Annotated in this window: 21 protein-coding genes; 14 read left to right on the plus strand and 7 right to left on the minus strand. The window is 46.5% G+C overall.

The window, feature by feature from the left end:
* Positions 1-33: 33 nt before the first annotated feature.
* The 3 genes from AC51G0_RS22275 to AC51G0_RS22285 all read left to right on the plus strand — a co-directional run bounded on the left by AC51G0_RS22275 (position 34) and on the right by AC51G0_RS22285 (position 2,559).
* The gene (locus AC51G0_RS22275; protein ID WP_496303833.1) at positions 34-642 is read left to right on the plus strand and encodes a short chain dehydrogenase; all 609 of its coding nucleotides are present in this window, start codon (positions 34-36) and stop codon (positions 640-642) included.
* Positions 643-662: 20 nt separating this feature from the next.
* The gene (locus AC51G0_RS22280) at positions 663-1,547 is read left to right on the plus strand and encodes an SMP-30/gluconolactonase/LRE family protein (RefSeq protein ID WP_496303834.1); all 885 of its coding nucleotides are present in this window, start codon (positions 663-665) and stop codon (positions 1,545-1,547) included.
* A 334-nt stretch (positions 1,548-1,881) separates the two neighbouring features.
* A complete protein-coding gene (locus AC51G0_RS22285) occupies positions 1,882-2,559 on the plus strand; it encodes a DUF3047 domain-containing protein (RefSeq protein ID WP_496303835.1) in 678 nt (225 codons plus the stop codon).
* 29 nt (positions 2,560-2,588) lie between these two features.
* Here AC51G0_RS22285 and AC51G0_RS22290 read toward each other — a convergent pair whose 3' ends face one another.
* A complete protein-coding gene (locus tag AC51G0_RS22290) occupies positions 2,589-3,602 on the minus strand; it encodes a DUF2860 domain-containing protein (RefSeq protein ID WP_496303836.1) in 1,014 nt (337 codons plus the stop codon).
* Positions 3,603-3,842: 240 nt separating this feature from the next.
* On the opposite strand from AC51G0_RS22290, the gene AC51G0_RS22295 reads away from it, so the two are divergent.
* Positions 3,843-5,003, plus strand: coding sequence for a DUF3179 domain-containing (seleno)protein (locus tag AC51G0_RS22295; RefSeq protein ID WP_496303837.1), 1,161 nt, complete (start codon positions 3,843-3,845; stop codon positions 5,001-5,003).
* Positions 5,004-5,164: 161 nt separating this feature from the next.
* On the opposite strand, the gene AC51G0_RS22300 is transcribed toward AC51G0_RS22295, so the two are convergent.
* The 3 genes from AC51G0_RS22300 to AC51G0_RS22310 all read right to left on the minus strand — a co-directional run bounded on the left by AC51G0_RS22300 (position 5,165) and on the right by AC51G0_RS22310 (position 8,267).
* Positions 5,165-6,721, minus strand: a complete 1,557-nt coding sequence (locus AC51G0_RS22300) for a tripartite tricarboxylate transporter permease (protein WP_496303838.1) — start codon at positions 6,719-6,721, stop codon at positions 5,165-5,167.
* A 4-nt stretch (positions 6,722-6,725) separates the two neighbouring features.
* On the minus strand, positions 6,726-7,199 hold the full coding sequence (locus AC51G0_RS22305) for a tripartite tricarboxylate transporter TctB family protein (RefSeq protein WP_496303839.1): 474 nt from the start codon (positions 7,197-7,199) through the stop codon (positions 6,726-6,728).
* An 84-nt stretch (positions 7,200-7,283) separates the two neighbouring features.
* Positions 7,284-8,267, minus strand: a complete 984-nt coding sequence (locus AC51G0_RS22310; RefSeq protein ID WP_496303840.1) for a tripartite tricarboxylate transporter substrate binding protein — start codon at positions 8,265-8,267, stop codon at positions 7,284-7,286.
* Between the two features lie 197 nt (positions 8,268-8,464).
* On the opposite strand from AC51G0_RS22310, the gene AC51G0_RS22315 reads away from it, so the two are divergent.
* From AC51G0_RS22315 to AC51G0_RS22340, 6 genes are all read left to right on the plus strand, one after another.
* Entirely contained in the window at positions 8,465-10,117 is a 1,653-nt protein-coding gene (locus AC51G0_RS22315; protein ID WP_496303842.1) for an ATP-binding protein, read from the plus strand.
* Positions 10,117-10,815 (plus strand): response regulator, encoded by a 699-nt coding sequence (locus AC51G0_RS22320; protein WP_496303843.1) that lies wholly within the window; start codon positions 10,117-10,119, stop codon positions 10,813-10,815. The genes AC51G0_RS22315 and AC51G0_RS22320 overlap by 1 nt, the downstream gene beginning before the upstream one ends.
* A gap of 286 nt (positions 10,816-11,101) precedes the next feature.
* Positions 11,102-11,959 carry a glycosyl hydrolase family 18 protein gene (locus tag AC51G0_RS22325; protein ID WP_496303844.1) on the plus strand — a complete coding sequence of 286 codons (858 nt, stop codon included), beginning with the start codon at positions 11,102-11,104 and terminating at the stop codon, positions 11,957-11,959.
* 160 nt (positions 11,960-12,119) lie between these two features.
* Entirely contained in the window at positions 12,120-12,287 is a 168-nt protein-coding gene (locus AC51G0_RS22330; RefSeq protein WP_496303845.1) for a hypothetical protein, read from the plus strand.
* Positions 12,288-12,381: 94 nt separating this feature from the next.
* Complete coding sequence (locus AC51G0_RS22335) at positions 12,382-12,711, plus strand: DMT family transporter (protein ID WP_496303846.1); 330 nt, start codon at positions 12,382-12,384, stop codon at positions 12,709-12,711.
* Positions 12,712-12,856: 145 nt separating this feature from the next.
* Positions 12,857-13,645, plus strand: coding sequence for a YMGG-like glycine zipper-containing protein (locus AC51G0_RS22340; RefSeq protein WP_496303847.1), 789 nt, complete (start codon positions 12,857-12,859; stop codon positions 13,643-13,645).
* Between the two features lie 83 nt (positions 13,646-13,728).
* On the opposite strand, the gene AC51G0_RS22345 is transcribed toward AC51G0_RS22340, so the two are convergent.
* Positions 13,729-14,487, minus strand: coding sequence for an SDR family oxidoreductase (locus tag AC51G0_RS22345; protein ID WP_496303848.1), 759 nt, complete (start codon positions 14,485-14,487; stop codon positions 13,729-13,731).
* A gap of 342 nt (positions 14,488-14,829) precedes the next feature.
* On the opposite strand from AC51G0_RS22345, the gene AC51G0_RS22350 reads away from it, so the two are divergent.
* Positions 14,830-15,273 (plus strand): hypothetical protein, encoded by a 444-nt coding sequence (locus tag AC51G0_RS22350; protein ID WP_496303849.1) that lies wholly within the window; start codon positions 14,830-14,832, stop codon positions 15,271-15,273.
* Between the two features lie 108 nt (positions 15,274-15,381).
* A complete protein-coding gene (locus AC51G0_RS22355) occupies positions 15,382-15,876 on the plus strand; it encodes a copper chaperone PCu(A)C (RefSeq protein ID WP_496303851.1) in 495 nt (164 codons plus the stop codon).
* 331 nt (positions 15,877-16,207) lie between these two features.
* On the opposite strand, the gene AC51G0_RS22360 is transcribed toward AC51G0_RS22355, so the two are convergent.
* Complete coding sequence (locus AC51G0_RS22360; protein WP_496303852.1) at positions 16,208-16,435, minus strand: nitrite reductase; 228 nt, start codon at positions 16,433-16,435, stop codon at positions 16,208-16,210.
* Between the two features lie 278 nt (positions 16,436-16,713).
* On the opposite strand from AC51G0_RS22360, the gene AC51G0_RS22365 reads away from it, so the two are divergent.
* Both AC51G0_RS22365 and AC51G0_RS22370 read left to right on the plus strand, forming a co-directional pair.
* Positions 16,714-17,562, plus strand: a complete 849-nt coding sequence (locus AC51G0_RS22365; RefSeq protein WP_496303853.1) for an AraC family transcriptional regulator — start codon at positions 16,714-16,716, stop codon at positions 17,560-17,562.
* Between the two features lie 85 nt (positions 17,563-17,647).
* Complete coding sequence (locus AC51G0_RS22370) at positions 17,648-18,235, plus strand: GNAT family N-acetyltransferase (protein WP_496303854.1); 588 nt, start codon at positions 17,648-17,650, stop codon at positions 18,233-18,235.
* Positions 18,236-18,335: 100 nt separating this feature from the next.
* Here AC51G0_RS22370 and AC51G0_RS22375 read toward each other — a convergent pair whose 3' ends face one another.
* Positions 18,336-19,580, minus strand: coding sequence for a glycosyltransferase (locus tag AC51G0_RS22375; protein ID WP_496303855.1), 1,245 nt, complete (start codon positions 19,578-19,580; stop codon positions 18,336-18,338).
* Positions 19,581-19,612: the final 32 nt, after the last annotated feature.

Consider the following 19,612-nt stretch of genomic DNA (forward strand, 5'->3'; position numbering starts at 1 on the left):
AGATTCAAAATATAAACAGAAAGGAGAAAAACAATGAAAGTTCTCGTAATTGGAGCATCGGGCACAATTGGCAGCGAAGTGGTAGAAGCTCTGGCTGTAACACATGAGGTTGTTAAAGCCGGTAAAGGAAGTGGCGATGTGCAGATTGACATTACCGAACCAGCCTCAATCCGCTCGGCACTTGATTCAATCGGCCAGTTGGACGCAATTATCTGTGCTACGGGTGATGTTGTCTTCAATACTTTCGATAATTTATCGCGTGAGGAGTGGGATGTTGGCATTAACAGCCGTCTTATGGGGCAAGTGAACTTAACCCAAATTGGTGCTGAATATCTCAATGATAGCGGCAGCATCACGCTAACAAGCGGCATTATCGCAGATTACCCGATCGCCTATGGGACGAGTGCAGCAACGCTTAACGGTGCAATAGAGCATTTCGCAAAAGCGGTATCGACTGAGCTGCCGCGTAGTATTCGCATCAATGTCGTCAGTCCATCAGTGGTCACCGAATCACTGAGTACATACGGTGACTATTTCCCTGGATTCCACTCGATCGCTGCAAAAGATGTCGCAACATCCTATATCCGTTCGGTGTTAGGGGTTGAGTCGGGTCAAACATTCAAGGCCTTCGCAGGCAACTGAGTTAACAAGAGGTATTTGAGATGAATAAGCTAATTTTTATGGCCGCAGTCACTGCTTTCTCTATGAACGCGTCAGCTAACTCATTGGTAGAAGATAATCCGACCCTTGTCGGCGATGCTTTTGACTTTGTTGAAGGCCCGGTGTGGGATGCGCAACATCAGCGCTTCTTGTTTAGCGATATACCCAACAACAAGACATATTCCTATGACCTAAAAGGGACACTGAGTGTTTTTGATGAAAACTCTGGCTATGCCAATGGCCTCGATTTTGATTCAAAGGGCAACCTATGGGCGGCACGTCATGACAGAAAGCTGTCATACGTTCAAGAAAACGGTGAGAAAGTCATCGCAGCGGCTACATACAACGGAAAACGCCTGAATAGCCCAAATGACTTAACAGTTAAAAGTGATGATAGCGTCTGGTTTACCGATCCACCGTTCGGCATTCAAGGCTATGGCCCACAAAAAGCGGAAGAAGAGCAACCTGTCAGAGGCATTTATCGTTACTTAGATGGCGAATTTAAATTGGTTTCGGGGGATTTGAAGCTACCCAATGGTATTGCATTTTCTCCTGACGAATCATTCCTATACGTTGCTGATACCTCAGATGGTTGGGTGTATCGATTCAATGTAAACGGTCAGGCCGTTAGTAATAAGACCCCGTTTGCTAAGGTTAATACACCTTCTGCGTCAGAGCCGATGGCCGACGGAGTTGAAGTTGATCAGAAAGGCAATGTTTATGTAGCCGGGCCAGGTGGTGTAGGTGTATTCAACACAGAAGGTCGCCAGCTTGACTACATTGCAATTGATGCAGGCCATATCAGTAACATCGAAATTGGTGGCCAGAATCAAGATCTATTAATGGTTACTGCATACAATAAAGTTTTATTATTCCAAATGAAATAACGACAATCCTTGACTGATACGCAACAGATCCAACTGGATCTGTTGCTTCAATTGAAATATCAGATTAGTTCAATTATGGCAAGTGGGCATGAATAGATTATTAATAGCTCTACCTATTTAGAGCAAACTGTCAGGCTAGTTAATTCTATATTTTCGATGTCAGATTGCATCTCAGCTTTCTCAGGGTAAGCAAAGTCCCCGTACGCTCGCTAGGTTAGACTCAAGACGGGTAGCACTTTCATGTATTATGTGCTTTATAACTAAGAGACAGTCAAAAGGTTGGGTAAATTCAGCCTTTATGTATCAGGTTACTCTGATCGTTATGGAGCCATGAATGAAGCCGTTTCTTTCTCTGAGCTTAAGTACATTCTACCTTATCTTCCAGAGCTCCTACGCTTTTGCAGATATCCCAATCGCTCGGTTTGAAACAGAATCATTGAGCCGTTGGCAGCAGAAATCCTTCGATGGCTACACCCAATATGACATTGTCACCTTCAACGGTCAGCGGGTACTCAAAGCCCAGAGCCGAAGCGCCGCTTCTATCCTTGCCAAACCGTTTAAAATCGATTTAAAGAAAACCCCTTATTTGAACTGGTCATGGCGAATCGAAAATACCTTGCCAAGACTGAACGAGCGAACCAAGCAAGGGGATGACTATGCTGCCCGGCTTTATATTATTCAAGAAGGTGGCTGGGCGAGCTGGAATACCAAGGCCCTTAATTATGTATGGTCCAGCAACCAGCCCAAAGGCTGCCGCTGGAACAATGCTTTCGCTGGTAATAAAGCAAAAATGTTGGCAGTACGCGGGCGAAAAGATCCCCCTCGGATTTGGGTCAGCGAGAAGCGCAATGTCTATCAAGATTTAATCAAATCGTTTGGCGACAAAGGCAGCGATAAACAAAACGAGAAGGCTTACCGCTTCATTGATGCGGTTGCCATCATGACCGATACCGATAACAGCCAAAGAAGTGCTATTGCCTATTACGGTGATATTTACTTCTCAGAAAAATAGCAGTGTCATTATGCTTGAAACCAACCCAGTTAAAATCGATATAACATGCCAGCGTTAATCAGACCTACTGAAGAATCGTAGAAGTTAATATCGCTATCTTCTTCAAACCACACCACCCCTGCATTGGCCAACCAGCCCTTCCAACCGAAAGGTTTTGCATAAAAGGCTGTAAAAGTCACACCGTATCGCTCGCCATCTGCTTTTTGGTCATAGACAGGATTGGCCTCGTCATAGTCCAGATTGACAAAAGTGGCATTGGTAACAAACTTCCAGCGATCATTCATCGAATAGATGTAGTTTACATTGAGAGACAAACCATCATAGGCGACTGCATCACCGTCACGGTCTTGGTCGATATAGGCGATAGCAGGAGTAATCAGATGCTTCATTCCATCCCGCTTAAACGTGTATTGAGCGCTAAAACGATAACTGTCACCGTTACGATCCAGCAAAGCACGATCAGATTCAGACAACCCCAGAGCTTCACCGCTGCGTTCCTTATCAATATCAACTTCCCGCGCAGAATAACGAAGCTCAAGCTCAGTTCCATATATATTGTCCCAGATCAGCCTATATCCGTCGCTGGTACGATCGGTTCTTGAACGTTGCGTTCCGGTGAGAAATGGGTCTTCCCACACCTCAGTCGCTAGCGGGGTTTGCAAAAAGCTGGCACCAATCACACCGGCATTCCCAATTTCCTGCCGGATACCTGCACGGGCTGAAAAATCAAAACGAACATAGTCTTCCAGCTGGTTACCAAGGAATATCTGGGTACGAGTACTGGCAAAGGTGTAGGCAAATTCTAGGCCAAGCACCGGCATACCGGAAGTTTTACTGTCTGCAGACTGATTCAGGGAATCAAGGGTTTTGCTACCAATATCGACACTGCCAAACTTTGCCAGCGTATTGGACTCAACAGTGGTAACACCGGCTCCAAGATTGATAAAACCACTGACCCCGCTCTCCTTGGGAATGGGTTCAATGGCGGCATAAGTCGATGGAACAACCACAGTGCTGAATACTAGCCAACTCAAGTGTCGCATTGATAACTCTCAGGTCGAAGGTTTGTTCAAAATTTAGGCTACATATCCATTCATGTAAAACCATTAAAATATTAGATTTGAGAAAGGTAATCAGACTAAAGAAACGAGATTCAGATGGGGAGACTCCGATTCAAATAGCCACAGAGACTTAACCCTGCAAATCATAAGCTCGAAGATACATGCTACGCTTAAACGACTTTGCGCCCCATTAATCTAAACGTGATGAGCGAGTAGAGTCGTATGAGAAAAGCAACATCAACACAAAAGCTATTATTTTTCGTGGTAGCTGTTGTCACCGCTGCATTTTCAATATTCTCGGCTGTATTGATGACCGAACCCGGACAGAGCTTGAATTTGCCTCGCAGCTGGGTAGTGACGTATTTTCAATACCGATGGTTTTTCATTGGCTTAAATGTTTGCTTGCTTGCCTACCTTTGGTATTTACATACAAGCCTTAAGGTCTGGTCTCGATTCTGGATGAGCCTTGCAAGTGTTGGCGTGGTAGTGTGTATTATTGCCGCTAATTTCTTGCTGACAGCATTTTTTCCTTCCTATCAATACGGCGCAAACTACGTCTCAATCACAGAGGCAAATAAGCTCTTAAACGACGACGATGTCATCTATGCGGTTGAAATCAACGGCGAGGTACGAGGCTATCCGCGAGCCCATCTCGAAGTCCCGCATATCGCCGGTGACAACATTGGTGGCAAAGACGTAGTCATGACTTTCTGTGCGCTCAGCAACCTGCCTGTGGTAATTGAACAGGATATCGGTTTCGGCCAATCCGATTTAGGGATCCTTATCCAAACACATAACAATTTAGTGATGGTTGACCGAAATTCGGGAGAACTTATCCAGCAGATCACCCGCGCGCCAGAGTTCTCCGAAGCAGAAATCGTATCCCACCCCAATACGATGACAACCTGGAAAAGTTTCAAACAACTCTACCCTCAGGCCAAAGTGTTCATCTACGAATTTAACCGTGTAGTTGACTCGCTGCTACTTGCGTTGTTTGAAGGGCCGATGGAAAAGCAGTTTAGTAATGAACATGGCGCAATATTTCCGACACTATCAATGGAAGACGAGCGTTTACCTGCCAAAGAACAGGTATGGGGATTTGATTTTGGTGAGGTTCAGGCAGCATTTACCCGCTCATTTGCTCAGAAAAACCCAATCTATAGGTTTGACCTAAATGGCCACCCTCTCGTACTGGTCTATGATGAGAAGCACGATATCGTCAATCTTTTCGATGGCCTTATCGACGAGAAGGTAGCCGAATTTGAATCGATTGACTTCAGAGGCGCAACAAACAGTGGTCAACTAAGTCAGTTACCAATGCATAACGGCGTCTTCTGGATGGTATGGTCACATTGGTATCCAAATACTCAGGTTTTTAATTGAATAATTGGACTTTGAAAAGTAGGTATAACTCGACGGCAAGAAAATGATGAAAGCCCCTATTGATACCGGAGACATTCCCGTTCGTCAGCATCATATTCGGCATTAACAAAAGCACCCAGCCTACGCATTAAAATGTCTGGCATGGGTGCTATTGAAGTGAATTACTTGCTAACTTCTAAATCATCTTGCAAGTCTTCCGATACTCGGGCCGCTTTTGCCTGTTGGCGCTTTTCTTTTAGCATCGTCAACATTGGCAGCATTAGCGCCAGTACCGCAAAAATCATGATGGTTAACGTCAGCGGGCGCTCCCAAAGGAAGGCAAAACTACCATCCGAAAGGGTCAGCGCACGGCTCATGTTCTTTTCCAGAATATCGCCGAGGATAAAGCCAAGCAGCATCGGGGCCATTGGGAAATTCAGCAATTTAAGGAAAGTCGCGATAACCGTAATAATCACCATCATCTGGATATCAAAGGTATTGAAGCTCACTAAGTAAACACCTGTGATCGAGAAGAACAAGATCAACGGGATCAAGATCGGACGTGGGATCACCAGTAAACGGGAGATATACGGGATCAATGGCAAGTTCAGGATCAGCAGCACAATGTTGCCAAAATACATTGAAATAATCACTGACCAGAATACATCCGGGTGATCGACAAACAAACGCGGTCCCGGCTGAATGCCATAGGCAATCAGAGCGCCAAGCATAATCGCTGTTGTACCAGAGCCCGGGATCCCTAAGGTCAGCAGAGGTACAAACGAACCTGTAGATGCCGCATTATTTGCTGACTCCGGCGCTGCAAGGCCACGCAGTGCCCCTTTACCAAACTTCGCTTTCTCTTCTTTCGATGCCAGGTTACGTTCCATCCCGTAGCTCAAGAACGACGCAATGGTCGCCCCGGCTCCCGGCAGCACCCCAACCAGAAAACCAAAGAATGAAGAACGGCCGATTGTTGGCGCCACATGCTTCACTTCTTCTTTGCTCAGCTTCATGCTGCCCAACGAATTCATATCCATTTGCGGCTCTTCCTGCTTGTGCTCGCCGCGCAACACCGTCATCACCACTTCAGTTAGGGCAAAGGTTGCCATTGCCAGCAGCAGGAAGCTGATCCCGTCAATCAAATTGACATTATCAAAGGTATAGCGAGGAATGCCCGACATAACGTCGATACCAACAGTCGCAATCATCAAGCCAAACACGGTCATCATCAGCGCTTTTAGCACCTGACCTTTGCCGGAGAAGGCTGCAACAGCCGTCAGGCCCAGCACCATCAATGCGAAATAATCACTTGATTGAAAACTCAGCGATACCTTGGCCAGTGCAGGCGCGGCAAATAGCAATACCAGCGCACCAATCGTACCGCCGGTAAACGACGAATAGGCAGCCAATGCCAGCGCCTTACCCGCCTGCTTTTTCTGTGCTAGCGGGTAACCATCAAATGCGGTTACCACAGTACTGGCACAGCCCGGCGCATTGATCAGAATCGAAGACGTTGAACCGCCGAAGATCGCCCCATAATACACCCCGGCCATCAAGATAATGCCGGAAGAGGGATCAAGCCCGTAAGTAATAGGGATCATCAGGGCAATCGCCGAGATCGGCCCCAAGCCCGGTAACATACCGATGAACGTTCCGGCAAAACACCCAACAATTACCATCATCAGGTTGAAAGGCATGACAGCGGTAGTCAGCCCTGACATCATTCCATCAAACATAGTCTTAGCTCCCGATGAAAGTCATAATAAAACGCCCAGGCGCAAGGTAGATCTCAAGCAGTTGGGTGAGAACAAACCAAAAACCGACAGCAAAGGGAACGGATGCCAGAAACAGCATTTTCGGCCGCCTTTCGCCTAGCAACCAATAACCTCCACCTAAGAAAAGAGCCGTCGAGATCATAAAGCCCAGCCACTCCAGCGAAATAGCAAATAACACCATCAGTACCAATAGCTTGGCTACCAACACAAAGTCGTATCCTGAAAGACTCAGCCGATCTTTTTGTTCTTTACTTGCCGTTACGAGCTGGCAGACAGAGAACAATACCCCCAGTATGGCAAGGGCAGTGGGTAGAGATTTAGCGTGGAACGGTTCGTATTCATCGCCGGGAAATAAGGCTATTTGATTGGCGTAATAACCGTAGGCGACGGAAAAGCATAGAAATACCAAACCACCGATATGATCTTTTGTTACCGTCATAGGTGATCCCTCACAGTAAGCAGTTGTAGATAGATATGCGGAAAAAGAGCGCAGGACAATTCAATGCCACTGCGCTTACGGGAATTAATTCAGGAAGCCGAGCTCTTTCATCAAGCTGCCCATTTCTTTCTCCTGTAGCTCCAGGAAGGCTTCAAACTCTTTGCGAGGCTTAAAGATCTCTGTCCAGCCATATCGGTCACGGACTGTTGCCCATTCCTCGGTGTTATACATTTTTTCCAGTACCTTAGCGTACTCTTCGGCTTGTTCGTCACTGATCTCAGGAGAGCCAAAGAAACCACGCCAGTTAACGAAGGTGGCGTCATAGCCCAGCTCTTGCAGGGTCGGGACATCCGGTGCCACTTTAGATCGTTCATCGCCAGTCATTGCCAGAATTCGCACCTCACCGGCTTCCGCCAGGCTCAATGCCTCGCTGAGGCCTGTCGACAGCACCTGGGTCTCACCCGACAGCAAACCAGCCATCGCTTTGCCGCCTGCATCGTAGGCCAGATATTTAACTTTGCGCGGCTCACCACCAGCCGCTTTGAACGCCAAGGCCGCCACCAAGTGATCCATACCGCCACGCGAGGAGCCGCCAGCTACCGACACAGAGCGCGGGTTCTTTTTGTAATCTTCCGCCAACTGGGTAAAGGATTGGTATTTCGAACTCTTAGGGACGACAAACGCTGCATAGTCACCAATAGTGGCTGCAATTGGAGTGAGATCTCGAAACGATTGCGGGAAAACGTTGGATAAAGAGCGGATCACAATCGGCGTCGAGTTCACCATCAGCGTATCTTGCGACTGCTCGGCCGTTTTGATCAGGTAGGCAATCGCCTTACCGCCACCACCGCCGGACATATTTTCGTAAGAAATTTTATCCACCAGCTCAGATTTCGACAGCGCTTCGCCGGTACCACGAGCGGTACTATCCCAGCCGCCACCAGCACCGCCCGGTACTAGGAAGTGAATGGAGTCAACATCTGCCTGCGCCACACCGACACTCATCGCAGATGCGATAACAGCAGCTAATACGGATACACGTTTACGGGATATGAACTGAGTAAGCATAATCGTTCCTCATTAATAGTGATTTGTTCCTTCACCATTAACGTTATGCCGCCCCCTGACTCATTAAAAGATTGTAAAATTAATGTGAATAACGGGCTTATTGGTAATTTTGTTCATAATGTTCACAGCACCAAAGCCTTAAGAAAGGTAAACTATCTGTAACAAGGAATAAGGGTGGAAGGACATCACCAAAAATCATGACGCAGTTTCTGTCATTACGCCATTTACGCCTAAAAACCCGTATGGTGTTGATTCTAGGTATTATTGCCATACTCCAGACTGGCGTTCTGGGACATTTTACGATCCGCTATCTCGACAACGTACTTGATGAGCAAATTGGCCAGCAAGCGATGCGGGTAGCACAGGCCATTGCGGCGTCACCGGATGTGATTAATGCCGTCACCGAAAAGAATACAACATTATTACAACCTTTGAGTGTTAAACTGGCTAAATCCTCAAAAGCCAAATTTGTTGTCATTGGCGACAAAAATGGTATTCGCCTTGCCCACCCATCACCGAATCGTATCGGTAAATCCATGGCCGACGATGATGGTGATACCAATGCTCCCGCCCTTATTCATGGCCAGGCCTATGTGTCGAAAGCTAAAGGCAGTATTGGCTGGTCTATGCGGGGCAAAGCGCCAATTTTTAGCCATGACGGTACAACTATCGTCGGTATCGTATCAGTCGGCTACATGCTTGATACCGTCGATATGATCGTGGGCCATCACCGGATATCTATGATAGTCGCCATAACCATTGCGTTTCTGTTCAGCGTGATCACTGCCATCCTGTTTGCTAACCACTTCAAAAAAGCCATTTTCAACCTCGAGCCAGAGCAAATTGGCAGGCTGTTCCATGAGCGAAATGCGACCCTTGAAACTGTCCGGGAAGGTATCGTCGCAATTAACCACAATGGCCATATCACTACCTTTAACCATGCTGCAATCAAGACGCTGAAGCTCCCCGAAGATCAGCACTATATTGGTCGTCATATCCAGGATGTCTTACCGGATAGTGGCATGCTGGATGTATTAGAAAAAGGCAAACCCCAGTTCGACCAGGAAGTGTGGCTACACGATCACAACCTCATCGCCAACCGGATCCCACTGCTACAGGATGGTAAGGTCACCGGCGTTGTCTCAAGCTTTCGCCTCAAAAATGAACTTGATATGGTCAGCCGCAAGCTTACCCGCATTCAGCAATATGCCGAGAGCCTGCGTAGCCAGTCCCACGAGTACAATAACAAGCTGCACACGATTGCCGGGTTAATTCAAATTGATGCCAAAGACGAGGCATTGGCGGTGATCGGCCAAGAGACCTCAAGCCATCAAGCCTTTATCCAGCAGCTGATGAACGTCACCTCCGACAGTATTTTGGCCGGATGCTTGCTGGGTAAATACAACCGTGCCAAAGAGCTAGGGCTTAAGCTTTGTATTGAAGAAGACAGCCAGATGTCGGCATTGCCGGAACAGCTGCCACGAGAACAGCTGGTAAGCATTCTCGGCAACCTGATAGACAATGCATTGGAAGCGACACTTGTCCACCATGGCAAGGGCGGTGCCATCACCTTGAGCCTTTCTGATTTTGGCAAAGAACTCATTTTCGAAATCAACGATCAGGGAGCTGGGCTTTCCAGCGAGGAAGCCGACAAGATTTTCACCCGCGGCTACACAACAAAAAATCAGCAAGGGCACGGGATTGGCCTGGACTTGGTGAGAAACCTCGTCGATCACCTGGGCGGTATCATCACTGTTGAGCCAGCAGAAATTCAAGGCAGCCGATTTACCGTCTACCTACCGAAAGCTTTTCGAGCACCAGCGGCTGAAAATGGAAAAGAGGAAGCATAATGGGAACACCAATCAAAGTTGTTATCGCTGAAGATGACCAGCAAATTGCCGAGATCCAGCGACGGTTTATCGAGAAGATTGAGGGATTCGAGGTTATCGGTATCGCACACGGTCTGGACGAAGCCCGAGACTTGGTTGAAGTGTTACAGCCGCAATTATTACTGTTAGATAACCAGTTTCCAACGGGTACCGGGCTGGAATTACTCCGCGAGTTGCGGGCCAGCGGCAGCTGCACCGATGTGATTTTGGTCACTGCCGCCAAAGAAGTAGAAACCCTGCGCACAGCCATGCACAGCGGCATTTTCGACTACATCCTCAAGCCATTGGTCTTTGAGCGCCTGCAGTCATCACTGGCCAATTATACAGCCCATCTCAGCAAGCTTGCTGAGATGGAATCACTGGAACAAAGCGATTTGGATGGCCTATTTAAGTCCCCTGCATCCGAGGCCACTGCACCACCAGCGGCTCCTACCCGCCTACCAAAGGGGATTGATGCCTTAACACTGGATAAGATCAGAGCGGTATTAGTCTCACCCGCTACCGCACTCAATGCCGAGCAAGTCGGACAGGAAATCGGAGCCAGCCGAACTACCGCCCGCCGCTATCTTGAGTATATGGTCAGCACCGATGAGCTCTGCGCCGAAGTCTCTTATGGCACCGTTGGCAGGCCAGAGCGTAAGTATCGCAAGCTGGTTTAACAAAGTATTTTCCAGTAGCAAGCCAATCTATATCACAAACCAATATGCAACTAACCGCAAATAAATATGCCTCCAATATGCCGTTTGGTACTCTCTGTAATTTTGACTAACTTAGTAGAAAAAGTTGTGAGCGCTTCCAATACGGCAGTGTTTATTTAGAGATTAGAAGAGCAAGTAGTTAGGCAACTTTTTATGCACTACTCATTAAATTGAAGACCTGGTGCCCTGGTTTCAAATTTAACCAGTGGACCAAGTATTAGTACAAAGTACATAAAAAGGATTGATAATGAATAACTCACTTATGGTTGGCTACTTACAAAGCTGGTCTGCAAATGTCACTTTCACTCAGGCAGCAGAAAAGGGCTACAATGCAATCGTACTGGCGTTTGGAGAAATCAATGGCTCAGATGTTGGTATATTCGACAACGTCTTTGCCGCGGCCCCTTCACCGGAATTACTAAAGGAAGACATCAGTAACGCCAAGAAAAATGGTGCAAAGCAAATTCTTTTATCGGTAGGCGGTGCAAATAATACTTATAACCCTAATGGCGCTCAAGCAGACAGCCTTGCTAAAAACATCGTTAGTTTTCTTGATGAGTACGGCTTTACCGGTATCGATTTTGATCTAGAGGTTGAAGGCGATGGCGCCTATTTAGATGAACTGTGCAAAGCCATCAAAGACGCCGATCCATCATTGATCATTACTGCGGCTCCGCAGCTTAACCAAGGGGCCCATGACACTGATCTTTTCTTGGTGTCTACCGCTAACTGCCGCATGTATGATCAAGCCGTTAATAATAATCGCTTTGACTACCTGTTCATTCAGGCCTATAACAACCCTTGGCCTGCGATTGACGGCAACAATGAAACAGACGTTGAGTTTATATCTAAAAGTTTTGCTAACTTAACACACACCATTCCTAACGAGACGCTGATCGTCATTGGTGAGCCCGCTGATAAAGAAGGGGCAGGAACGAGTATCTTTACCGTTCCTGACGTCCCCGACAATATCTACCAGCTGATCCACGACCAATATGAGACAGTTTGTGCCGACCCGCAATTTGGCGGTGCCATGGTTTGGAGCATTAACCTAGACGCTGAAAATGAATATCAGTTTGTTAATGCTTTAAAAGGGCTAATCTAATTCCAACCTGAAGATTCCCCCCACAATCCGGGTAGGAGCTTGCTCCTACCCTGCCTCTGTAAAATGTATAAGTATCTCCGGAATAGGTATAAGCCTACAAAGCCTGCCATCTCTACAATGAGGCTATTCACATTGCTTTGCCAAGAATAGAGGTAAGAATATGGCATCTTCAAACTGGAATCCGGATAAGATCCAAGATCAACAAGGCCGGCTCGTGATCATCACAGGAGCCACCAGCGGCATAGGCCAAGAGGCAGCCCGGAGCAGAAGTACAGAAATCTGGGCTGTCGCTAACTTACCTCGCTTAATTTCACCATTATTACCCTAAGGTAAAAGTCATTTGTAATTTAATGCGATTATCATCATCTAATAAACAAATACAATAAGCCCATATCAACAAACAACACTCAAAAGGGTTATACGTGGGCTGGATCTTCTTATTACTTGGCGTAATGGCCGAAGCCACTTCGCATGTCGCATTAAAATCAACCAATGGTTTCACCAACCTGCTACCTAGCGCTATTGTCATTCTGGGCCATTTTCTCGCTTTCCTGTTTCTTGGCCAGGCGATGAAGGATTTACCCGTCGGTATTGTCCATGCCTCATGGGCAGGACTAGCCATCGTGGTCGTTACCACTATGTCCAGCCTGATCTACAAGCAACATCTTGATGCCAAAGTCTGGCTAGGTATGGTTATTGTCGCTATCGGGATCGCCATTATTAACTTATCTGGAGCTTCACATAGCCATTAGTCTGCCTGTAGAAATCATACTAATTTGACACATTCTCTTACATAAAAAACACCGTTCAATTTGTACAGGATGCGTTCAGAAAACGATTGCTAACCTTAGCGCCATAAAGAACAAAACCTATTCAGTTTGATAAAAGGGCACGGCAATGAACACTTTCATAAAAACCTCTATCGCTTCCGTCTTTGGTCTAACGTTACTAACTGGTTGTGTTAATCCGGGTGAAGATGACCCGAATGCATCCACCAAACAAGGGGCCGCTGGCGGTGCTTTATTAGGGTTAACTCTTGGTGCCCTGACAGGTGATGCCGAGCTTGCTATGAAAGGGGCCGTGGCCGGTGGTGTTGCTGGCGGTGTTGCTGGCGCAACTAACGATATCCAGAACAACCGCGAGAATATCCGCCACGAAAGCCGCAATGATTCACTCGCACAAATCGGTAATAGCAACGCAGCTTCTACTGCACCATCTCACAACCAAAACTGGGATCAGCTGAATAACTTCACCGGCAATTGGAACGTGAGTATCTGGAGTGGCACATCAGAGCAACCTGTTACAGCCACCGCAAAGGCAACAGGATCATTGGCCAAAACCACGGAAGCACAGATCAAGATCCAGGATCTTGCTATCGATAGCAGCAAACAGCCACTTCAATTAACAGCTAACTTTGCCTATACCCCAGATTCGGGCTACACCCTGTCGGTCAATAGTAATATCAACAACGTACCGGTTAACTTTGCTGGTGAATACCAGTCAGGCATGAACCGCTACAACTACTACCCAACCTCTACCGATGTCAGCGTAATCGAAGGTGTCGACTCTTCAAGTGTCCGTCTTGAACTGGCCTTTGCCGGCCAGAATGTATGGATGATTGATACCTATGCCCTAGTAAACGGCAAAGAGGAAAAGATCCAGACTTACCGTTTCACCAAGTCATAAGCCGCTCTAATTGATTCTACAAGCGTTATGCCATCTAAACGCTCAGGATGGTATAACGCTTTTCTGTATAGATCGCACTCCTGCTACCTTCCACCCGCCAAATCGATAAAAGTGCCAGTAGCATAGGACGATTTTTCCGACAGTAGCCAACCAATCGCCTCGGCAACTTCATCAGCAGTACCGCCTCGCTGCATTGGAATAACATTATTGCGAACCAAGCGCGCTATCCGCTCAGGCTCCCCGCCATCGGCATGCATATCGGTTTCAATAAAGCCAGGCCTAACACCATTCACCCGAATGCCTTCGGCTGCTACCTCCAAAGACAACCCTTTGGTTAGGGAATCAATTGCACCTTTGGATGCCGCATAGTCCACATATTCGAAAGGTGAGCCACTGCGAGCGGCTACCGACGACACATTTACTATTGCCCCGCCCTTGCCACCATGGGACAGAGCCATCCGTTTAATGGCCTCGCGGCAGCACAAAAACTGGCTAGTGACATTGGTCATTAAGATATGATTGATCCTGTCTGCTGTCATGGATTCAACCCGCATTTGCGGCTGCAATATGCCAACATTGTTGACCAAACCGGTAAGCTGGCCCAACTGCTTGTCGATAATCTCAAATAAACGAATGACATCGTCTTCATTCGCCACATCAGCCTGTACTGAAATAGCCTTAACTCCCATCGTTCGAACATCATCCAATACAGCCTGTGCCGCAGTTGCATCGGAGCGGTAATTAAGGCAAATATTCACCCCCTGTGAAGCCAATAACTTTGCTGTTGCAGCCCCAATTCCCCGGCTAGACCCGGTGATCAACACAACTTGTTCGCTACTCATTGGTATCTCCTTTACACATCTATATTGGCACAATTAATCACAGACTCTGAAAGTCATTTATTTCCTTCAACAGCAAAGGGCACATTCAATCCGTTAACAAAAATCAAAGCAAGCAGTTAACAATTGAACACCTGAATGGCTTACAGCCTCTAGCCTATTGCTCAAATAACATACAAATCTAACGCGATAAAGCAACAACTGTCGTTGGTTATATTCTCGACAGTAATAAAACAATTCAGTGTTGACCTCTCAAAGTGAAAACAAACCATTTACACCAATAGTTACAGGATTGTACTAACTTTGATACTATGCGCCCTTGATTCAGGTAGTAGAAAGCAATCTATGAATATCGATAGCAGGAAGTATCAAAGCAAGAAGTGGGTAATTAGCTTTACCATCTTTGCTATTCTGCTAACTAATTTTCTCTCTTCGGTGGTTATTCTAAACCCATCGCTATATCAAGGTGGTGAAAACTGGCTGACAGGTAAAAAGGTCCTTATCTGTACCCATGAGGGGTTACAGTGGATTAATATTGATTCGTTGAAACAGCAAAACTTGGCACATTCTGGCCAGCATGGCGCGGAAAACGAACATAGTGATATCAAGTTTCACTGCCCAATTTTGAAACACCACCAGCCACTCAGTAGTTTTCCTGCAGAAGCGCTACTTTTCCTACTTGTATTGCTCTCTTTGCAACTGAAGACCCGGCTTTCAAACCGAGAATCGGCCTCCGAACGCATTTATTTTCATTATGCCCCCAAGCATTCTCCCCCGTATTGTGACTAAAACAAGCAGCAACACATAAGGCCGAATCGACCTCGACAGGTTACTAATTACGATAAAGTCCAATGGCAGAATAAATTCATAGCAGAGCCAATGGACAGGGAGAAAGTCATGAAGAAAATCATCAATATCATTTTGGGTAGCGCACTACTACTAAGCGGATTTGCAAATGCACACCACTACAAAGGGGGCGATCTGCATATTGCTCACCCTTGGTCGAAGCAAGTACCGCCAACCTCAGCCGTTGCGGCCGCTTTTCTAGATGTCATGAACCACGGTAATGAAGACGACACCTTGTTAAGCGCCGAATCACCCATTGCAGGAAAAACAGAACTTCACGCCCATATCCATGAGGACGGTATGATGAAAATGCGTGAAGTTGATAATATTGGTATTCCGGCCAATGGTACGCGCACACTAAAGCCTGGCAGCTATCACATTATGTTTTTCAATTTAAAACAAGTACCGTCATTGGGTGATCGTTTCCCGGTAACTCTCCACTTTGCAAAAGCCGGTTCAATTGAAATCGAAGTTGCGGTTGAGAAGGCTACCTTCAAGCCTGCAGGTCAAGATGACAAGAAAGAAATGGCTCATGCTGGCCATTAAGCTGTATTAACTCATCTAGATCTCAACATTGAAAAGCCGCTTGATATTTCAAGCGGTTTTCTCTAGAAATAATACTTATATCTGTCGTACCAACATTTGCCATATTTCTATCTTTTTTATTAGCTTTGGGAGTACACGTGAGGATTTCATAAATATCCCGCATGATAATTACCGATGTGCAAAAAATAACACCAGATAGCATTGCCGATAACTCGATATTATCTCATGCAAATAAAAAAATAAAAGTCACTATCAGTATGGTGCAACCAAGTAAGGCCGTTAGTTCTCTGCCTCAAGGTCCCACAAACGGCTTTTAATACAACCGATTCGATTATAAATTCTTAATCTCTTCATTTAGCTGATAGCCTTTATCCGTCACTATTTTTTCCAGCACACTCACTCGCTGTTGCAGTATTTGCAGATCTTGTTGTAGCTGTTTGACTTCACTACTACTTCCAGCACTCTCTAGTTTCTTCATCTCTGCTTTATGGCTAAGATATCGTTGTAGTCCCAAGGAAATAAAAACAATTGCCACAATCGCTACACCGGTAAATTCCATCTTTTTGTCCTCTGGTAGTTTTTCTAATTACATCAATGACTAGCAAACTTTACACCAACATGAGCTTAAATAAAATCAACAACTTACAGAAGAAATACTTATTGGGGCTATATCTATTAGCGAAAAAAGCCAGTTAACATTACGATTATCGCCAAGGTTAAGTCATTCTGGCTAACTCATACCTAATAAATAATATGAACGGGTCAGATTTCCGAAACACAATCATCTTCTCATGAAGATTGGTAGAATTAACTATTGCCTCAATCATTAGCGAAAATATGAAAACTTGGAAGCAGGCCCCATTAGATTCGACAGTCGGCCAATTTGTTGAGTGCTATTGGTTACTCGAAGTCAACTATGGCGATAATGATAGGCCATCTCCGGTGCTGATCCCCAACCCAAATTGCCACTTGGTGATAACGCCCCCTAATGCCGTTCATCGCTATCAATATGATGATAACGAAGGAGTAAAGGAGCTACAGCTGACAGGTTCCCACTTCATTATGCCTTCAACACGTGCACTAACTCTGCTAGATGATAAGCAGGTACTTCGCCTTGGGGTAAAGCTGCTTCCAGGCGCTCAATACCGGCTTTTCAGCCTTGACGGGAAAGGGACTGTAGACCAAACCTTCAACAACTTATCCGCTATCCACCCTTTGCTGGATACAAATACACTTGAGTCCCTATTAAGCTTCAAGACAGAACCCAATCGAGTTATTGAAGCACTAGATGAATGCATCACTTCAATAATTAATCAGACTACTGCAGATCGTCATAGCTTGCTGGTCAGCAAAGCCCTACAAATACTGAATCAAGATCCCGCCCAGGGCATCGAACACACCCTAGGGTGCTCACGCCGAACACTGGAGAGATCATTTGCCAAAGTAACAGGACTCACTCTCAAGCAGTACGAAATCATGATGCGACTCGATAAACTGCTTCTCTTTCTTTACCAGCAGCCAAATGACAAGCTCGACTGGGCAAGCATTGCTCTACAGTTTGGTTTTAGCGATCAACCTCACCTGATCCGCTTGCTCAAGAAAAGTATCGGGGCGACACCGGGAGGCTACCTCAATACCAGAAACCTGATCATTGATATCTACGGCGATTTCGAATCGCCAGATTAAGGTAATAATGTCGTTTTTATTCAATATCCAGGGTTGTATGAGCGCTAAGATACACCTATCAACTACTTATAAATGATGACATAAAATGCAATACCAATTACTTAAACAGGGGCATTCCTGCCAGCTAAACGATACATTCTCTATTCAGCTGATCCGCCAGAGTGACTTTGGCGATATCGTCAAAATGCTTGAAGATCCAAACGTCAATAAGTTCTTGTTCTTTGCCCCGTCACCTATTGAGGTCTACGAGGCCTTTTTCTCGCCGATTATCGACAATACCCAGCAGACCATCAAACAAAATGAGTGGCCGGAAAGCCCAACGTTTATTATCAGGGATAATGACGGCCGCTATATGGGCATGATCGGTATTAGTCAGGTCATGATGCTGGCGGGCAATTTCGACGTCGGCCACCAGCTGCCACAGCATGCCTGGGGACAAGGGATCGGCACCTTGGGTTGCCAATTTGCTACCACGCTAGCATTTGAACAACTCGGGGCGCATAAAGTCTGTGCTGATTGCTATGCCAGCAACACAGGCTCGGCACGCGTACTTGAAAAGGCTGGTTTCGAGCTTGAAGGCCGCCAGAAAGATTACTATCAAATCGATGGTGGTTTCGACGACAGGTTATGGTTTGGAATGACTGCTAGGCAGTTCAAAGAACAATATAAATAACCTTGTGCTCTCGTAATAAGCGGGAGCGCCTGCTCTATTTAGAATATCAGGCCATACAACACCACCCTGTTGCAGAAGCAACTCATGATGCTTTTAATCATTACAATTGCACTTCATTCAGTACTCTATACAGCCTGCTTGCCAACGCCTGGGCGTCGAAAGCCTGATAGAATTCGGCAGAAGGCCAATAGCTCCGCTGCGGCTGTCGCTGCCATTGCTGATACATAGCTGTTAGCTGTTGCTGGTATTCAGCCGAATACTCGGCGTTCACCTCGTAAAGCTGCCCGGCATAGTGGCGCAAAAAGCTTTGCGTTTCCCCTTCAGGCAACTCCGCCAATATCGGCCTGCCGCTGGCTACATAATCAATGGCCTTGGTAGCCAGGTGCGTATCGGTTTTACCACTATCGGGCGCGCCTTTTTGAATAAATAAGGCATCGCACTGACCCAGGATATCTTGCATCTGACTTTTCTCTACCAGTCCGGTCATCACAACGGAATCCTTTAAACCATACTGTTCAACCAACTGGCAAAAATCTGGCGGGCAATCCCCTACATTGATAAAGCGAAATGGAAAAGGGACCTGTGCCAGCTGGCTCATTATTCCTTTGGCTGAGCGTCGAAAACCATCCCAGGTACCGCTGTACCCTATGGTAAACACCATATCCTTATCGGAAGCATGATCAAGGACAAAATCATAACTATTGGGGATCCAGGCAACCTTCTCTTCCCCGACCAAGCGCTGATAGGCAATCCAATCCGATTGTGAGGTAACTATCAGCCTAGCGGCTTGTTTCAGTACTCGCTTTTCCCATGGCGATATTTTTCCTTCGGCAAAATAGCTCGCACGCGACCAGCCATCACGAAAGTCCAACACTAGCGGCAAATCAAACCAGCGTGACAAATAATAACCAACCAATGAACTACTAAAGGGCGGACAACTGACTAAAATGACATCAGGCCTATGTGCCATAATTTGCTGGCAACACTGCCACAAACTCGGCACAATCCAGCCCCAATGCAAGTCCACCAGCCAATAGTGCTTAGCTATGTCACCATCCCGGACAGGTACATCGCCTTGCCAGAGGCGATAACCCAGCTTGTGAAAAATGGTTGGCCACCGCCATGACCACTCGATATTCCAAGAAGTAACGGCTTGGTTGGAAATTAACGTCTCGTGCTGCCAGCAAGCCGAATTGTCCTGCTGAACAAAGCGGCTGGGGCACTGCTCCCTGATCAGCTGTACATCACAACCGGCCCTGGCAAGATATTGAGCAAAGCGCCGACTGCGGTTCGCTGCGACATTGAGATGAGGAGGAGAAAAGTAACTCAAGTACATCACTCTCATACTTCCTCCCCAAGGCCGTTTTCAGTAAACGG

The organism is Photobacterium sp. HL06, assembly GCF_059552575.1.